Origin of the sequence: Flavobacterium collinsii (assembly GCF_946903285.1) — a bacterium.
In the GTDB taxonomy this organism is placed as follows: domain Bacteria; phylum Bacteroidota; class Bacteroidia; order Flavobacteriales; family Flavobacteriaceae; genus Flavobacterium; species Flavobacterium collinsii.
Genome location: NZ_OX336425.1, coordinates 217,622 through 235,588, shown reverse-complemented (window position 1 = coordinate 235,588; position 17,967 = coordinate 217,622). Strand labels below are relative to the sequence as shown.

The 17,967-nt window shown below is 35.1% G+C and carries 17 protein-coding genes; 7 read left to right on the top strand and 10 right to left on the bottom strand.

Annotated elements, in window-relative coordinates; translation table 11 throughout:
• Positions 1-154: 154 nt before the first annotated feature.
• The 5 genes from OGZ34_RS01065 to hisC form a co-directional block, all read right to left on the bottom strand.
• The gene (locus tag OGZ34_RS01065) at positions 155-706 is read right to left on the bottom strand and encodes an RNA polymerase sigma factor (RefSeq protein WP_173964399.1); all 552 of its coding nucleotides are present in this window, start codon (positions 704-706) and stop codon (positions 155-157) included.
• Positions 697-1,803, bottom strand: coding sequence for a glycosyltransferase (locus tag OGZ34_RS01060; protein ID WP_173964398.1), 1,107 nt, complete (start codon positions 1,801-1,803; stop codon positions 697-699). The genes OGZ34_RS01065 and OGZ34_RS01060 overlap by 10 nt, the downstream gene beginning before the upstream one ends.
• Before the next feature lie 83 nt (positions 1,804-1,886).
• Positions 1,887-2,501, bottom strand: a complete 615-nt coding sequence (locus tag OGZ34_RS01055; RefSeq protein WP_173964397.1) for an FMN-binding negative transcriptional regulator — start codon at positions 2,499-2,501, stop codon at positions 1,887-1,889.
• Positions 2,502-2,578: 77 nt separating this feature from the next.
• A complete protein-coding gene (gene murB / locus OGZ34_RS01050) occupies positions 2,579-3,592 on the bottom strand; it encodes a UDP-N-acetylmuramate dehydrogenase (protein WP_263361899.1) in 1,014 nt (337 codons plus the stop codon).
• A gap of 134 nt (positions 3,593-3,726) precedes the next feature.
• Positions 3,727-4,830, bottom strand: coding sequence for a histidinol-phosphate transaminase (hisC, locus tag OGZ34_RS01045; RefSeq protein ID WP_263361898.1), 1,104 nt, complete (start codon positions 4,828-4,830; stop codon positions 3,727-3,729).
• Positions 4,831-4,952: 122 nt separating this feature from the next.
• Between hisC and OGZ34_RS01040 the strand changes: the two genes are divergently transcribed.
• Positions 4,953-5,663, top strand: a complete 711-nt coding sequence (locus tag OGZ34_RS01040) for a hypothetical protein (protein ID WP_173964394.1) — start codon at positions 4,953-4,955, stop codon at positions 5,661-5,663.
• A gap of 82 nt (positions 5,664-5,745) precedes the next feature.
• On the opposite strand, the gene OGZ34_RS01035 is transcribed toward OGZ34_RS01040, so the two are convergent.
• The 4 genes from OGZ34_RS01035 to recF form a co-directional block, all read right to left on the bottom strand.
• Entirely contained in the window at positions 5,746-6,828 is a 1,083-nt protein-coding gene (locus OGZ34_RS01035) for a glycosyltransferase (RefSeq protein ID WP_263361897.1), read from the bottom strand.
• A gap of 193 nt (positions 6,829-7,021) precedes the next feature.
• Positions 7,022-7,699: a DUF2461 domain-containing protein gene (locus OGZ34_RS01030; RefSeq protein WP_263361896.1), complete on the bottom strand. Its 678-nt coding sequence runs from the start codon at positions 7,697-7,699 to the stop codon at positions 7,022-7,024.
• A 10-nt stretch (positions 7,700-7,709) separates the two neighbouring features.
• Entirely contained in the window at positions 7,710-8,408 is a 699-nt protein-coding gene (locus OGZ34_RS01025; RefSeq protein ID WP_173964391.1) for a thioredoxin domain-containing protein, read from the bottom strand.
• Positions 8,409-8,859: 451 nt separating this feature from the next.
• Positions 8,860-9,939, bottom strand: coding sequence for a DNA replication/repair protein RecF (gene recF, locus OGZ34_RS01020; protein ID WP_173964390.1), 1,080 nt, complete (start codon positions 9,937-9,939; stop codon positions 8,860-8,862).
• A 381-nt stretch (positions 9,940-10,320) separates the two neighbouring features.
• Here recF and OGZ34_RS01015 point away from each other — a divergent pair, with 381 nt between their 5' ends.
• The 6 genes from OGZ34_RS01015 to OGZ34_RS00990 all read left to right on the top strand — a co-directional run bounded on the left by OGZ34_RS01015 (position 10,321) and on the right by OGZ34_RS00990 (position 16,634).
• Positions 10,321-11,100 (top strand): tetratricopeptide repeat protein, encoded by a 780-nt coding sequence (locus tag OGZ34_RS01015; RefSeq protein ID WP_173964389.1) that lies wholly within the window; start codon positions 10,321-10,323, stop codon positions 11,098-11,100.
• An 84-nt stretch (positions 11,101-11,184) separates the two neighbouring features.
• Positions 11,185-11,757, top strand: a complete 573-nt coding sequence (ribH, locus tag OGZ34_RS01010; RefSeq protein ID WP_173964388.1) for a 6,7-dimethyl-8-ribityllumazine synthase — start codon at positions 11,185-11,187, stop codon at positions 11,755-11,757.
• A gap of 218 nt (positions 11,758-11,975) precedes the next feature.
• Entirely contained in the window at positions 11,976-13,916 is a 1,941-nt protein-coding gene (gene mutL / locus OGZ34_RS01005) for a DNA mismatch repair endonuclease MutL (protein WP_263361895.1), read from the top strand.
• On the top strand, positions 13,913-14,662 hold the full coding sequence (locus tag OGZ34_RS01000; protein WP_173964386.1) for a rhomboid family intramembrane serine protease: 750 nt from the start codon (positions 13,913-13,915) through the stop codon (positions 14,660-14,662). Before mutL ends, OGZ34_RS01000 begins: the two co-directional genes overlap by 4 nt.
• Before the next feature lie 43 nt (positions 14,663-14,705).
• Positions 14,706-15,569 carry a rhomboid family intramembrane serine protease gene (locus OGZ34_RS00995; RefSeq protein WP_263361894.1) on the top strand — a complete coding sequence of 288 codons (864 nt, stop codon included), beginning with the start codon at positions 14,706-14,708 and terminating at the stop codon, positions 15,567-15,569.
• Positions 15,570-15,617: 48 nt separating this feature from the next.
• Positions 15,618-16,634 carry an endonuclease/exonuclease/phosphatase family protein gene (locus tag OGZ34_RS00990; protein WP_246253156.1) on the top strand — a complete coding sequence of 339 codons (1,017 nt, stop codon included), beginning with the start codon at positions 15,618-15,620 and terminating at the stop codon, positions 16,632-16,634.
• Between the two features lie 416 nt (positions 16,635-17,050).
• On the opposite strand, the gene OGZ34_RS00985 is transcribed toward OGZ34_RS00990, so the two are convergent.
• Positions 17,051-17,896 carry an AraC family transcriptional regulator gene (locus OGZ34_RS00985; RefSeq protein ID WP_173964383.1) on the bottom strand — a complete coding sequence of 282 codons (846 nt, stop codon included), beginning with the start codon at positions 17,894-17,896 and terminating at the stop codon, positions 17,051-17,053.
• Positions 17,897-17,967 lie beyond the last annotated feature (71 nt).

The window sequence follows — 17,967 nt, the reverse complement described above, 5'->3', positions numbered from 1 at the left end:
ATTTATGGATTTTAAGGTTAAGTAACATTAAATCATAGGCAGTACGGTTTTGGTTTTAGCTAACAACGCAGGAGTTGTTGTTTTAGTATGTGAATAATTAGGTTTTTTAAGAAAAAACACATGGATATTTTGTTCTTTACCTAAAGATAATAAATTATCTGTTGCGTTCGATGATTTCTGCTAGTAATTTTTTAGCGCGAAGTAATTTTACTTTTACATTACTTAATGGCTCGTTGATTTTCAGGGCTATTTCCTGATAAGTCATTTCCTGAAAGTAACGCAGCTGAATGACCTCCTGGTAGTGAGGTTTTAATTCTTTGATGCATTGAAGTAAGCGCGAAAGGTTTTGCTCTTTAATTAAAGCGTCTTCGGCAGAGGGAGTAGGGTCGGCAATATTGTAAGCCTGTTGGTCTTCATTGTCTGTGATTTCTATAAAAAGACTAGTCTTCTTTTTACGTAATAAATCAATATAAACATTTTTTGCAATGGCAATTAGCCAGGTGTTGAACTGGAATTCAGGATTGTAACTGGCTATTTTGTCAAAAGCTTTAGAAAAGGTCTCGATTGTAATATCCTCGGCAATGGTTTCATTTTCAGTACGTTTTAGCATAAAGCCGTAGACTTCATTCCAGAAATAATCTAATAAAAAAGTAAAGGCGATCTGATCGCCTTTTTTCGCTTTTTCTATTTTAGAATTTATTTCCAATATACCGGTTTTGAAAAGATATTAGTTATAAAGATATTAATTTGTGTGAATATAAGGATGATTTCAACCACAGGAAACCAAACTTTTAGGTCATTTTCTTTTAGTTTACCTGCAGAAAATCCTATAACAGTCCATGCTACAGTGTAACGTGTTGCTAAAATAGCTAACACAGCGATCCATTGAAACTGAAACGCTAATAATAAGATTGCTGCCAAAAAGAAAAACAATTGCGAGATAAAAAACAATCCCAATTGCATTTTGTCAAAAGACTTGTAATGTTCTGCTGTAGAAATATGCCTTCTTTTTTGCGTGAACCACTCTTTGTATGTTTCTTTGGGTTTAGAGTAAGTAAAACTCTCAGGGGTGTAAGCAATGGTTGTATTGTTTTTGTTTGCTGCCTGATTGATAAACAAATCATCATCGCCCGAACGAATCTGAATGTGTTCGATAAAGCCATTTACATTAAAAAATTCTTCTTTTTTATATGCTAAATTTCGTCCCACTCCCATGTATGGGAATCCTAGCTTAGCCCATGAAAAATATTGAACCGCTGTTAAAACGGTTTCAAAACGGATAATTTTATTTAATAACGAACGCTCAATTTTTTCATAACCACCATAACCCAAAACGATAGTTCGGTTCATAGTGAATTGTGAAGTCATTGCTGTAATCCATTCTTTTGAAGTTGGATAACAATCTGCGTCGGTAAATAACAGATATTCTTTTTTTGAAGCTTTGATTCCTAAAGTTAAAGCATATTTCTTGTTTCCCCAGAAAGCTTCATTGTTTTGTACTTTAACCAAACGAATATTGTTGTACTGCTTTTCGAATTCTTCAAATACTTCAAGGGTTTCATCACTTGAGGCATCATCGATTAAAACAATTTCAAAATCAGGATAGTTTTGTTCTGCAAGTAAGGGGATGAATTTCTTAACATTTTCTTCTTCATTTTTTGCACAGACAATAACGGATACCGGAATTTTTTTCGGCGTTATTTCTTGTGGTTTGCCGAAAGCAAACTTTCCAAAAATTCCTAAATAGTAGAAAATCTGAATGAAAACAATAGCAATAAAGAAGTAAAATAAAGTTATAAGCATCTGATTTTAATGTCTTTTAATTTCTGAATCTTGCGAGTGCAAATGTACTCATGAAATCGTAATTTTCAATGGTTAAAATGAATTTACTTTCGGCATTTTGACATTTCCTTCGCAACAGCAATAGCCTGAGGGTTTTCGGTTTTTTCTAATTCCGAAATTATGTTTTTATAATTGTGATCGTCCCTGTTTTGAGAGAGTTTTTTGGTTGCCTGAATTTCGTCGATTTCAATTTCGAAGCCAAAAATACCTCTGGCTTCACGCATTGTTCGTGCTGATAAATTCTCAACGCGAACCGGATTTTCGGAATTGACTTCGTATTTGTCGACTAATTTTTTAAGCTGCTCGATTGATGTAGCTTCGTCGACAATTTTGATTCGTCCGTAAACATGTACAGCGATATAATTCCAGGTTGGAACATTTTCGTGATCGTACCAGGACGATGAAATGTAACTGTGCGGACCTGTAAATACAGCCAGAACCTGATCGTTTTCGGCGAAACCTTCGGCTTGCGGATTGAGTTTGGAAAGATGACCCTGTAAAATCTCTTTCCCATCCGAATTGACTTCCAGCTCAATCGGAATATGTGTCGCACATAATTTTCCGTGTGTCTGATTGATCAGGATGCCAAAACTATTTTCTTTCAAAAAAGTTCGGATCGATTCCGGATCTTCGTTTTTGTATAAGTCTGGTGTGTACATTTTTTCTTTTTTAGGGTCAAAGGTTCAGAGGGTCAAAGGGACAAAGGTTCAAATACAACAATCTAAAGATCTAATTTCTAGATTACATTGACTTCTGCTTCAATCTGAATTCCAAAAGTATCAAAAACAGTTTTCTGAACCTCTTTGGAAACGGCCAAAATTTCCTGTCCGGTTGCATTTCCGTAATTTACTAAAACTAAGGCTTGGTTTTTATGAACTCCAGCGTCGCCAAAACGTTTTCCTTTGAAACCAGCTTGTTCGATTAACCAGCCAGCCGGAACTTTTACTTCGGTTTCTGAAACTTCGTAATATTTCATTTCAGGGAATTTCTGATGTATTTTTTCGAAATCGGATTTTAGTACAATCGGATTTTTAAAGAAGCTTCCACTGTTTCCTAATTCTTTTGGATCCGGTAATTTGCTCTGTCTTATAGCAATTACAGCATTGCTTACGTCTTTTAAGGTTGGAAAAGTAATGTTGTTTTTGGCTAGTTCTGCCGTAATATCTCCGTAAGAAATGTTGATTTTATGATTGCGTTTTGTTAGTTTGTAAATTACAGCGGTAATGATGTACTGATCTTTTACTTCGTTTTTGAAGATACTTTCTCTGTATCCAAACTTACATTCGGCATTGGTGAACGTTTTCATTTCCTGAGAGGTAATATTCATCGCTTCGCACGAAACAAAAGTATCTTTGATTTCTGTTCCGTAAGCACCGATATTCTGAACCGGCGTAGTGCCTACATTTCCGGGAATGAGTGACATGTTTTCCAAACCTCCAAAATTATTGTCGATAGTCCAAAGTACAAAATCGTGCCAGGTTTCGCCGGCCTGACTTTCAACCCAGACAAAATCATCGTCTTCTTTGATGATTTTTTTACCTTTTAAATCAATATGAATAACAAGAGCATCGATATCCTGCGTTAAAAGCATATTGCTTCCTCCGCCTAAAATGAATTTTTGCTCGTTTTTATTTTCTTCTAAAATGGTTTTCAATTCGGCTACACTATGTACGGCAACAAATTGTCTTGCTTTGGCTTCAATGCCAAAAGTATTGTAGTTTTTTAAAGAAAAATTGGATTGGATTTCCATAAATAAAAGGCTTTTTTTGAAGAATTAATTCTGACTCCAAAAGTAAGGATTATAATTTATTTGAATTGGCTTTCTAAAAAATAACAACCAATAAAAGACAACAAAGCTTCGTTGGAAATGTTTTTTGAGGCGTCTTATTTTAGAGCTTCAATAAACCGCTGCATTTCTTTCATTGTGCCTATTGTAATTCTGGTCCACTTGCCATTTTCTTCGTAAATTTTGGTTCCCACTATATTGTGGTCCTGCAATTGTTTGAAATAGTCTTTTTTGTAATTTTCTAAAGAAAAATAAATAAAATTGGAATAAGAAGGAATACAGGTTAAATTGAGTTGTGTAAGTTGTGCTATGGTATATTTTTTGGCTTCCTGATTGGAGGTGCGTACCTGACGAATGAAATCTTCATCATTTAAAGAAGCAATTGCGGCAGCTATAGAAATGACACTTATCGATAAATTGGGAGATGATTTTAAAATACTAAGTTCATCAATGACCGTAGAATGTGCAACAGCGTAGCCAATGCGGGCACCTGCGAGGCCGTACATTTTGGAGAAAGTTTTGGTAATAATCAGGTTTTTATTGGAAACAACCAAATCACTTAACGATGGCTCGTCTGTAAAATCGATATAAGCTTCATCGACAAAAACGATTGTTCTTTGGGTGGCTTCTCTTATAAAAGCAATCAGTTCTTCTCTTTGGCACAGTGTTCCTGTCGGATTGTTTGGGTTGCAGATGTAAACCATTTTGGTGTCGGCATCAATGGTATTTAACATGGCCGGTAAATCATGCTTTTTGTCTTTGGTTAGCGGAACAGTGATTTTTTTTATTCCTAGTTTTTCAGCAGGAGCTGTCCAGTAATCGAATGTGGTTTCGGCCAATATAAAGTTGCCTTTTTTTAGAGCAGTATATTGAAGAATTAAATCTAAAATTTCAGTGGAGCCAGCACCCAAAAGGATATTGTTGTCTGAAACCGTATTCTTTTTTGCCAGGAGAGTGATTAGTTCCGGTGAAAGATTCCAGCCATATCGATTGCTGATGTTGACACTTTTTGCCATTGCCAATCGCGCTTTTGGAGACGGACCGTAAGGGTTTTCATTGGAGCGGAGTAAGATGGGAGAATGGTCTGCTAAGTCGGGTAAAATGTATTCATTAGTGCCATTGGCAAAGGTTTCAAACTGGCCAAAGCCTAATCCTATTGTGCCTAAACCTATTTGTTTTAGCCAGATTCTTCTGTTACTCATTTCTCTATTAGATTAAATTAAACAATGTGATGAAATGTAAGTCGCTGAGGTAGGAGAAAAGTTACAAGGTGTTTTTATATTTTCTTTTTGTAAGTTTGGATATAAATTATAAGGATATCGTGATGTTTAAATCAATTTCTAAGAATAAAGTTGCAGTTCTTTTGATTCTATTTTTCTCAATCGTTTCTAATGCCCAAATTAATATGTTTGGAGATTGGAGAATTGATAATATTATTGGAATTTCTGATATTAAAGAATATTCTATGGTTAAACAAGAGGAGAGTAATCGTTCGGGACATTTATTGACATTGAATCTGGATGGAACATTCATAAGTAGAAATTTGCCTTCATGCGGGAATGATACTTTCCTGAATACTTTTGGTAATTTTATATTAATTGACGATACTCATATTCGCTTTATTCTGCAACAAACTTCCTCAAGGAATTATAATAAAGTTCATAATTTAGAATCAGATTTGAGTCGGGATTTAGGGATTTTTTATATTTATAAAGATTCAAAATCAGTTCGATTAATTGAAAGTAATGGAGTTTTGGAAGATGATAAAAATAAAATTTTGTACAATAAACTGATGGATTCTTTTAATTGGCGATTGTATGATTTTGTTTGGAATAATACCAAAGGGAACAACCGGGAAGAAATTGTAAAAGATTGTATTGATTCAGAAAAACGGATTGATTTTTCTAATTGCAAAGTTGTCTTTTCAAAAAAAGAAAAGTATGGTGATGTTATTCTTGTGCAGGAAAACAGCAATTTTCACTTTGTGATTTATGATGATTTTCAAAAGAAAGTTTCTTTGGCTTATCCAAGGTGATTTTTTTGTGTTATAAAATTCACAAGATTTTTTATAAATGCGGTTTTATAAAATGGAAAGTTGACAAAGCTTTATGTTGATCTTAGTTTTGTGAAGTTTGCGGTTGATTTTTACGAAAATCCAGCAACTCATGATACCTATCAGAAATAATCTTCATGTTAATATTATAATTGGCATTCTCTTCCACAAACTTTCTGTTTCGAATAATGGCCTGATGGCGGGATTCCGAATTTTCAAAAGACCAGATCAATTCTTCGGCAAGCATTTCGATATTGTCGATTTCAATCAATTGTCCGTTTTCGCGATGCCTGATCCAACTTTGATTTCCGGGAATGTCGGAAACTACAGGGTAACAATTACAGGCCATCGCTTCAAATAAGGATGCCGATACGCCTTCGGTAATGGGCATGCTGATATAAATGTTAGATTGCTGCAATAATTTAGGAAGTTCAGTATTCGGAATTCTTCTGGTGAAAATTACTTTGCTTTCAATTTGAAGTGCTATGGCCAGCTCCTTTAAAGATTGCAGTCGGGTTCCGTCGCCAACAATGGTCAATGAAAAGTCGATTCCTTTTTGGTGTAAAATACCAAAAGCTTTTAGAATAGAATCATGACGGTATTCGGGTTGTAAAGAACGTGTGACTATAGCTTCGATTTTATTAGAGTTGTTGATTGAAGGAGAGAAAAGTGATAAGTCAATTCCTTTTGGAAGTACTAATACTTTACTCATTTCTACACCAATCGCTTTCATCGAAACGGTCATCACAGGCCCCCAGGCGTGTATTAAATTGGCTTTTTTGAAAGCGTGTTTCTGAATGATTTTTTTAAAAGGAAGCAGGATTGAGTCTTCCGGCCACAAATCAGTTCGGCCTTGTTGTGCAATTGCAATGGGATGCATTCCGGAAATTGCTGCCAGAAAACCATAACTGGTGGTTCTTTCGGCAATTACCATATCGGGTTTTTCCTGTCGGATTTTTTTTCGAATAGAAAGGGGAGAAAAAAGATATTCTACAATACGTTTGAATCGGTTGAACTTTGAGTTGTTAGGCGTTTGAAGTTCCCAGGTGCAAATTTCAAAATCGCCAAATTCTTTCAAACCGTTCATCCACGTAATGGCGTCAGCACGATAAGATTCTCCAAGAAAAAGTATCTTCCTTTTTTTCATTCGGCAAACTTAATTTTTTTGCCACAGATTAAAAGATTTTTAATGGATTTTTTGATATATCAATCTGTGAAATCTGTTGCCAAACTTTATCTCTTGTTTTTGGGTAGCAGTATGTCTTTTTTTGAAGTTTTTTTTCGCCACGAATTCACGAATTAATTTAAATAATTTGTGAATTCGTAGCAATGTATCTTTTCTAGAATTCCTCAGTGTCTAAAGCACGGTTGATGAATTCATTTAAGGGTTTTAAAGCGATGAGTTTTTTGCTCATTTTCGAAACGAAGTCTTTTTGAGTCACCTCGTTGATGTCATATTTTTGGGTTGCGGTAAAACTTTTCAATTTTAAAAACTCAATTGCAGGATGGTCTTTTTCGTAACCTCTCGGCGGATTTTTAAGTGAATTGTTTTCGTTTACATCCAGACTGCCAAATTCTTTTTTAAAGTTTTTGTCATTTAGGATGGCTTCGAGATCCTCATAGAAAAAAGCAATTTCTTTACGGACTTTCTTTAGATCTTCAGCTTCAGGTGAGTAATAACCTCCGGCAATAAAACTGGCTCCTTGTTCAATATGTACATAATATCCGGAACGATTCAGTCCTTTGATTCCGGTAGACATCCAGATTCCTAAATGGGATTTATAAGGTGATTTGTCTTTGGAAAACCGAATATCACGATTGATTCTGAACGTACAGTTTTTGACTTCCAATAGTTCCAGTGAAGGATCCATAGGTTTCATTACGTCGAGTAAATCACTGACCAATTGGTGATAATCTTTCTTGAAAATCTCGTATCGTTTTTTGTTATCTAAAAACCAATCTCGGTTGTTGTTTTTTCTTAAGTCTTCTAAAAATTGCAATGATTCTTTCGTTAGCATATCTGTGGTTTTATTGCAGTTGTTTTTTTAAGTCTTCCTCTTTGATAAAGCCAATATTTTGCCATTTTACAGCTTTGTTTTCATATAAGACCATAGTAGGAAGCTGTTCAATTTTCATTTGAGTAGCCAAAGTTTTGTTTTTGTCTACGTCAATGCGAACAATAACTATTTTGTCGGCCATTTCTTTTTGCATTTTCAAAAGATAAGGTTCCATTTGTTTGCATGGACCACACCATTCGGCATAAAAATCAACCAGTACTTTTTTGTCTGTTTTTAAAAGGTTGTCAAAATCACTCATAGTCATTCCAACCTGAGCTGTTGAAGGTTTAGAAAAACCTTCCGCATTCCATTTCATGATACCTCCTTCTAATTCATAAATGTTGGTAAAGCCCAATTCATTCAATTTTGCGGCTGCTTTTTTACTTCTTCCTCCACTTAAACAATAGATAAAAACAGGTTTTGATTTGTCGTAAGCTGCAACTTTGGCGGCAAAATCATCACCATTCCAGTTTACATTTACAGCATTGTCAATATGATTAGATTCAAATTCTTCGGGAGTTCGAACGTCCAGTATTTGAGGGTTTTCGGTTGTTTTAATTTTTTCTGCAAAATCTTTTGGAGTTATCTCTTCAATAGTACCGGATTTTTTTTCGTTGCAGGAAAGTAATACAACTGAAACTATAAGAAATAGAATTTTAGGAAATTTCATAACATTGAGTTTTAGATTATAGAATTGCTAAAGTAATGATTTTTCAACTTTCGAATTCCTAATAGAAAGTGAAAAAAAGGTTAGCCACGAATTTCATAAATTGGACGAATTTTTAGATAGCTACGTGGTCGGTCAATTTAAGAAAAGCTTTTGGGGGTGTCAAAGTTTTAATTCTGCTTAAGTTGTTGGCTGTGAATTATTTTAACATATAGTAACATAGATTCTATGATTAAAAAAAGGCGTTTTACTTCATTGAAATACACATAGCCTCTTATTGTGAGTGAAATAGATTTCTTTTTTTGTTCTCTTTTGTAGCCTAAGATCTATGTTTCTATGTGTTGAATATTTTTTTTAAATTATACCAGCAGGTTTCGTTTGGTCTTAAAATCTAAGATTAGGTTTTTATTCAAAGAAAATTGGTGCAAATTCGCGGAATTCGTGGCGAAAAAAATCACAAATTAAAGATTTTATAACTCTGATGTGTTGATTTTACTATAGTTTCGGTACGTTCCGGATGAGTATCGGAGATAAAAAGCTGTCCAAAAGTTTCACTGTTTACCATTTCGATGATTTTGGCAACACGACTTTCGTCTAATTTATCAAAAATATCATCAAATAACAATAGTGGTTTTACACCGCTTTGTTTTTTTAGAAATTCGAATTGGGCCAATTTCAGAGCAATCAGAAAAGATTTCTGCTGACCTTGTGATCCGAATTTTTTTATGGGATGTGAATCAATTTCAAACGACAGGTCGTCTTTGTGGATGCCCACGCTGGTGTAATGGAGCGCTCTGTCTTTATTAATGTTTTCGCGTAACAGGGTTAAAAGATCTTTTTCATATAAATGACTCTCGTAGACCAACTGTACCGTTTCTTCCGATCCGGTTATGGCCTGATGGTGTACATTAAATATAGGTATGAATTGTTCGAGAAAGTCTTTTCGTTTTTCAAAAATCGATTGTCCAAAAACATTCAACTGTTCGTTATATATAGATAAAGTGTCGTTGTCGAAAGTATGATTCAAAGCAAAATACTTTAATAAGGCATTGCGCTGTACAATTACTTTTTGATATTGAATAAGTTGATGCAGGTAAGTAGCGTCTAATTGCGAAATCACACTGTCCATAAATTTACGGCGTGTTTCACTTCCTTCTACGATCAAATCGCGATCGGCCGGAGAAATAATGACTAACGGAATGAACCCAATATGATCGGAAAATTTATCATAGGCTTTGCCGTTTCTTTTTAAAACCTTTTTTTGTCCTTTTTTTAAACTGCAGACGATTTGTTCGGTTCTGTCGTTTTTCTCTAGTTCGGCATCAATCACAAAAAACTCTTCTCCGTGTTTGATGTTTTGAACAGCCAGCGGATTGAAATAGCTCTTTCCATAAGCAAGATGGTAAATAGCATCGAGCACATTGGTTTTGCCAATTCCGTTTTTGCCGACAAAACAATTGATCTTGCGGTCAAAATCAAAATTGATTTCGGAGAAATTTTTATAATTGAATAAAGAAATTTTGTTTAAATGCATTTTTTTGGAAACTCTAAGATAAAATTTGATGTTTTCTAAGTAACTCTTTTGAGCTTTTTCTTCTGCCACAGATTAAAATGATTAAAAGGGTTTTATATTGAGACTCCTTGAATCGGTGTAAATCTGCGAAATCAGTGCTAAAAATATAGTTTTGGCTTAGAAAAGTGTTATTTAAAATCATCAAAAATTTGAGGGTGCAAATTATCGAAAATTATCGATATAAAAGGCTTTTGATGTGTTTGAGGATGAATTATTTTCCGGTTGAGGAGGGAGGACTTGGTATTAATGAAATTATTTTTTTTAAAATAGTGATAAAATTGATTTTTTTTACGTCGGTTTCAATAAAAATTTTATTTTTGCCGTTCACTAAATTAATTTTAAATGGCAACTTACAATAAAAGAGGATATAAAGCACCAAAAGAGAAAGAAGTTAAAGAAGTAAATGAGGAAACACAGGTAATTATTGACGAAAAAGACAGCACAACAGCTGGAGTTTTCTCTAAATTAGATGAAACTGCTTCAAAAACTGAGGATTGGGTAGCTAAAAATCAAAAAATCATTATTGGTTTAGTTGCTGGTATTGCAATCGCTACTATTGGATATTTGGCTTACCAAAAATTTATCGAAGCTCCTAAGCAGGATGAAGCTGCAAGCGAAATGTTTGTTGCTCAACAAAATTTTGAAAAAGCGACTAACGGCGTAGCAAGCGATTCTTTATACAAATTGGCTTTAAATGGTTCTGAAGGTAAATTCGGATTCATTAAAATTGCTGACGAATACTCTGGAACTGATGCTGGAAATTTAGCGAACTATTATGCAGGTATTGCTTCTTTAAATATTGGAAAATATGATGATGCAATTAAGTATTTAGGAGAGTTCAAATCAAAAGAAGCTATTGTAGGTGCTTTGGCAATTGGTGCGATTGGAGATGCTTATTCTCAAAAGAACCAACAAAAAGAAGCTTTAGACTATTATGTAAAAGCGGCTGAATCAAATAAAAACGATTTCACTACACCTCGTTTCTTGTTAAAAGCAGGTAAAACAGCTTTGGCTTTAGGTCAAAAAGAAGATGCTTTGAAATATTTAACCGATATCAAAGAAAATTACGATGCAACTCCGGAAGCTGCTGCTGTTGATGTGTTGATCGGATTAGCACAATAAATTTAATTGTAGATTTCCGATTTTAGATTTTAGATTCGTATTTTAGCAATCTGAAATCTAATATCTAAAATCTAAAATATACAGATGGCTACTCAAAATAAAAATCTATCAGAATACGATAAAAACACAATCCCAAATGCGAAAGATTTTCGATTTGGGATTGTTGTTTCTGAATGGAATGAAACGGTTACAGAAGGACTTTACAATGGCGCTTTTGATGCTTTAACAGATTGTGATGTTCCGGCTCAGCAAATTATTCGTTGGAATGTTCCAGGGAGTTTTGAACTGATTTATGGTGCAAAAAAAATGCTGCAAACACAAAATGTAGATGCAGTAATTGTGATTGGATGTGTAATTCAGGGCGAAACAAAACACTTTGATTTTGTTTGCGAAGGAGTGACTCAGGGAATAAAAGACCTGAATGTTCAGACTGATATTCCGGTTATTTTTTGTGTTTTAACAGACAATAACATGCAACAATCACTTGACAGAAGTGGAGGAATTCACGGAAACAAAGGAACTGAGGCTGCCATTGCAGCAATCAAAATGGCATATATCCGTCAACAGGCTTCTCTGTCACATCCGTTTCATCAGCCTTTGTTGTCTTCAGGAGCAATTCAGATCGAAGAAACACCAATTAAAATTGAGAAAGAATAAAACACAATTGTTTTAAAGATACTAAAACCTATACTGTGTAAAAATAGTATAGGTTTTTTGTTTTTTTTATGATAGCTGTTATTCTGAAACCCAACAGAAATTCATTAAATTTGTACACCTTGGTTTAAAAAACCAGGAGAAAATTAATAATATTACCCCGAGATTTTACAGATTAATTTCAATTAAATCAAGGGACAACCTTTAACCCCAATTTTTTAATGTCGAGTATCATTCAATTACTTCCTGATCACGTTGCGAATCAAATTGCTGCCGGAGAGGTGGTTCAAAGACCTGCTTCGGTTGTAAAAGAGCTGTTAGAAAATGCTGTTGATGCGAAGGCAACTGACATTAAATTGATCATTAAAGATGCCGGAAAATCGTTAGTTCAGGTGATTGATAACGGAGTTGGAATGACAGTTACAGACGCACGTTTGTGTTTTGCACGTCATGCTACTTCAAAAATTCGCCAGGCCGAAGATTTGTTTTCGCTTGGAACGAAAGGTTTCCGCGGAGAAGCACTGGCTTCTATCGCTGCGATTGCGCACATGGAGATGAAAACCAAGCAGGAACAGGATGAGCTGGGAACACATATTGTAATCGAAGGAAGTAAATTTGTGTCTCAGGAAGTGGCGGTTCTGCCAAAAGGAACTTCGTTTGCGGTTAAAAATTTATTTTTTAATATTCCTGCCCGTCGTAATTTCTTAAAGTCGGATACCGTTGAATTTCGTCATGTGATGGATGAGTTTCAGCGTGTGGCTTTGGCGCACCCCAATATTCATTTTAGTTTTTATCACAATGGAAGTGAAATGTATAATTTGCCTGCAGCAGGTTATCGTCAGCGTATTGTCGGAATCATGTCCGGTAAAACCAACGAAAAATTAGTTCCGGTTAGTGAGGATACAGAAATAATCAACGTTCAGGGATTTGTTTGTAAACCTGAGTTTGCGAAGAAAAACAGAGGAGAACAATTCTTTTTTGTAAACGATCGTTTCATTAAAAGCGGTTATCTGCACCACGCTGTAATGGCGGCCTATGACGGGCTTTTGAAAGACGGTTCGCAACCAAGTTATTTCCTGTATTTGCAAGTTCCTCCAAATACCATTGATATCAATATTCATCCAACTAAAACGGAAATTAAGTTTGATGATGAGCAAGCCTTATACGCTATTTTAAGAGCCTCGATAAAACACAGTTTAGGGCAGTTTAATGTGGCGCCGGTTTTAGATTTTGACCGCGATGCTAATTTAGATACCCCTTACCATTATAAAGATTTAGAAGCCGAAACGCCAACGATTCAGGTAGATGGTACTTTTAATCCCTTTACGGATGATAAGACCAATCAGCATTATTCGAAATCGGGATCAGGCTCTGGTTTTAGTTCTATATCCGGATCAGGTTCTGGATCAGGCTCAGGTTCGGGCTTTAGCTCAGGAGGAGGTTCTTATTCCGGTTATTCTAAAAGAGTAGAACCTACAGCAAGTTGGGAAAGTTTGTACGTAGGTTTAGAAACTGAGAGTATTGAGAGTTCTCCGTTTACATTCGAAAATGAAGAAGTGACCTCATCACTGTTTAACGATAATGAAATTGAACAGGCCAGTCAGGGAACATATCAGATTCATAAAAAATATATTGTTTCGCCAATCAAATCCGGAATGGTGATTGTCGATCAGCAAAGAGCACATCAGCGTATTTTATACGAGCAGTTTTTGCTGAATATGACCGTCAATCAGGCTTCGAGCCAGCAGCTGTTGTTTCCGTTGGATTTATTTTATTCCGCGGCCGAAATGAAACTGATCGAAGAACTAAAACCTTCTCTGGAAACAACTGGTTTTGTTTTTGAAAATGCACAGACCGATCATATTGTGATTTCGGGTATTCCGATAAATATTACCGAAAGCGAAGTTTCACTTGTTATCGAACAATTGCTGAGTGATTTACAGGACGGAATTCCGGCCAATAGTTACAGTCAGAATGATACCATTGCGAAGTCAATGGCTAAAAGTTTAGCGGTTAAAACCGGATCGTATTTAACCGAAAAAGAACAGGATAATCTGGTAAACGGATTATTTGCCTGTAAAGATCCAAACATTTCACCTTTTCAAAAACCTACTTTCATCACCATGCGTGTGGAAGATATTGATAAAAAGTTTGCCTTATGATGAAAATAACTCCCGTAGTAAAACAATTATTGATAATCAATATTATTTTCTTTATTGGTTCACAGTTAGTGCCGGTTTCTTATGAGTATTTAGCACTTTTCTTTCCTGAAAATCCGGGATTTAAATTTTGGCAGCCGCTCACGCATATGTTTATGCACGGTGGATTTGCTCATATTGCATTTAATATGTTCGCCCTGTATTCTTTCGGATCTACATTGGAGCATTTTTGGGGTGGAAAGAAATTTCTATTTTTCTATATCTCCTGCGGATTGGGAGCAGCCCTGGTAAATTTTGCAGTCAATTATTATTTTTATCAGGATGGATTGAATATTTTATTGGCCAATGGTTTTAATAAGGCCGACATACTGGCCTTGCTAAATGAAGGAAAAATAGATACGAGATGGCAGCAGATATTGTCGGTTTCGGAATTTAAGCATCTTACAGAAGCTTATTTAGGAACGGTAGTTGGTGCTTCTGGTGCAGTATACGGACTTTTAATTGCCTTTACCTTTATGTTTCCTAATGCCGAATTGGGGATTATGTTTATTCCAATTCCAATTAAAGCGAAATATTTTGTTCCGGTTTATATGCTTCTCTTTGATGGCTTCTTTGGTATCTTTGGAAGCTCATTTTTAGGAATCGAATCCGGTGTGGCTCATTATGCTCATATCGGGGGAGCGCTCTTTGGATTTTTGATCATGTGGTACTGGAAAAAAAATCAGTTTAATAAAAATCGTTGGAATTAATTTTTAACTTTAATATTGCAAATAGAAACTAAAGAAAGCTTTTATGAATATTCTGGACGATTTAAAACTACAATACAGATTAGGCGGGATAGCCATGCGTGTTATTTATTGGAACATTGGCTGTTTCCTGATTTCGTTGGTGTTTTTTTATAATTTTTCTAATGCTCAGTTTGTATTTCCAAACTGGTTGGCATTGTCGTCAGATCCTTCGGTTTTTATGTTTAAACCCTGGACGTTTCTAACGTATGCTTTCTTTCATTATGGTTTTCTCCATCTCTTGTTTAATATGATGGTTTTAAATTTTGCGAGTAATTTGTTCCTGACTTTCTTTACTCAGAAGCAATATCTCGGATTGTATGTTTTAGGAGCCATTTTTTCAGGTATCGTCTTTGCTTTAAGTTTTTATTTTTTAAATATTTCGGCACCTATTGTAGGAGCATCGGCTGCAATTATGGCCATTTTGGTTGGAGTTACCACCTATCAGCCTTTAATGAATGTACGTTTGCTGCTTATCGGAAATGTTAAGCTTTGGCACATTACCGCTGTTATTCTGATTTTAGACTTAATGCAGTTTCGTTTAGACAATACCGGTGGGCATATCTCGCATCTGGCAGGAGCGTTCTTCGGATTTCTTTTTATGAAGCTGTTGCAAAACGGTACAGATCTTAGTAAAATTGTTTCCAGAACCCTAGATTTCTTTAGCAATCTTTTTAGAAAATCCCCATCGACCCCTTTCACCAAAGTTCATAAAAATTACAAAAAACCTACAGAAAAAGTGACGTCAAGAATTGTTACGAAAGATAAAACGCAACAACAGATTGATGAAATTTTAGATAAAATTAGCCAGTCCGGTTATGATTGTCTAACCAAAGAAGAAAAAGAGTTTTTATTTAAAGCTGGAAAATAATCGTTTTAGGGCCACAATATGAAAAACCTTTCATGGTTTAATAAAATAATGTTCTTTTTGAATATAGTGCTAACTGTACTGACGTTTAGTATTTATATTTTACCTTTCCTGGCACCAAAGAGTTTTCCGCTTTTGTCGGTTCTAACGCTCTTTATGCCGGCTTTTTTCGTTCTGAATGGTTTGTTCTTCGTTTACTGGGCGATTCAGTTTAAAAAACGTCTTATTTTGTCCGGTTTGGTACTGTTAACCGGAATTACCTTTATCAGCAAATTTTATAAATTCTCAGCAAAAGAATATGTTCAGGACGAAAGAGACTTTTCGGTAATGAGTTATAATGTGCGCCTTTTTAACGTTTTTAAATGGCTCGATCGCGATGATATTCCTTCCAATATTAAAGCTTTTATTGACGAAAAAGATCCGGATATTCTCTGCATTCAGGAATATTCCAATTCAGCCCATTTGGATTTAAAAGTTTATCCGCACCGCTATATTTTTATTGACGGGAATAAAATCAAAACCGGTCAGGCGATTTTTTCAAAATTTCCAATCATATTTGAAGGGAATATTGTCTTTCCAAACTCAGACAATAACGTTATTTATGCGGATATTAAAAGAGGGAAAGATGTTATTCGTGTGTACAACATGCACCTGCAATCCATAAAAATTTCGCCGGATGTGAGTGATATTTCAAATAATATTGATCATGTCAATCAGGAAAAATCACAGTTAATTTATACCCGAATTAGTAAAGGATTCAGACAGCAGCAGGAGCAAGCCGAGATTTTTAAAGAAAATATCAAACAGTGCAAGAACCCGATTATTATTTGTGGAGACATGAACAATAGTCCGTTTTCGTATGTGTACCGAAGTATCAAAGGAAAGTTGAAAGATGCCTTTGAAGAAGCAGGAGAAGGGTTTGGAGCAACCTATAAGTTCCGTTATTACCCGGCACGAATTGACTATATTTTTACAGACAGTAAAATGAAAGTGAAACAATTTGAAAGTTTTTCTGACTTCGAAAATTCAGATCATTATCCTATTATGACGAGGCTTTCAATTGAATAGTTTTTTTTAACCGCAAGGTACGCTAAGGTTTACGCAAGGGGCGCAAAGTTTTTTTATTTTAAGTTACAAGTAAAACGCAAAGTTCGTAAAGCTATAGAGTAAAGCTTTGCGAACTTTGCGTTTATATAGAATCTAACAAGAAAACCATCCTTGCGTTCCTTGCGGTTTATATTTTACAGACAATGAAAACTCAAATCATTATCCTATTATGACGAGGCTTTCAATTGAATAGTTTTTTTTAACCGCAAGGTACGCTTAGGTTTACGCAAGGGGCGCAAAGTTTTTTTATTTTAAGTTACAAGTAAAATGCAAAGTTCGTAAAGCTATAGAGTAAAGCTTTGCGAACGTTGCGTTTATATAAAATCTAATAAGAAAAGAATCCTAGCCTCCCTTGCGGTTAAGCCACAGTAAACTACTTATAGATTCAGTTTTCGATATTGCAGCGGGGAGGACTGCTTTAGTTCTTTAAATTTTCGGTTGAAATTGGAAATATTGTTAAAGCCGCATAATTCGGCAATTTCGAGAACCGAAAGCTCACTGTTGTTGGCCAATAGCTTCGAGGCATGTTCAATTCTCACTTCGATTAAAAACTGGAAAAACGACTTGTTGGTCCGGACTTTAAAATACCGGCAGAAAGCATTTTTCGTCATATTAGCAATCGAAGCGATTTCGTCCAGGTTAATGTTTTTTTGATAGTTGGTCATAACGTGTTCGAATACGGTCTGCATTCGTTTGCCTTCATTATCGGTAATTTTTTTGTCGTACAGATGATTCGAGAGTTGTTCTCTGTCGCTGTTAGAGAGCCACTTTATGATCTCAAGAAACAAAATGAATCGTTCGTAATTGTCGGCTTTTTTTAGCTTTTTAAACGACTTGGTAATTTTTTTGGGTGCATTGTGAATAATAAATCCATTTTTACTACTTTCTAAAAAAGGGTGTATGTTTTTAAAAGTGGTAAGCGTGAAGAATTCTTTTCCAAATGAGTTTGTCGTAAAAAATAAGGTACGCATGATCGAAGATTCATTTTCATATACCTCACTTCTGAAAACATGAGGTAAATTGCTGCCAATCATTAGAATGTCTCCCTCGCGATAGTGCGAAATGGTGTCGCCGGCAAAAATGGCACCCTGTCCTTTTTCGATAAAGCTAATTTGAATTTCTTCGTGTTGATGGAGTTTGTCGTAAAAAACGATCTCTCTATCCTCTTGATATATAAGAGGATCTTCTCCCGATTTAGGGATTTTAAATGGAAAAACTTTCATGGTTGGTCGAGGTTAGTTAATTCAAATATATTTTATTTTGTCAAAAAAATAGCAATATATTAGTTGGTTTT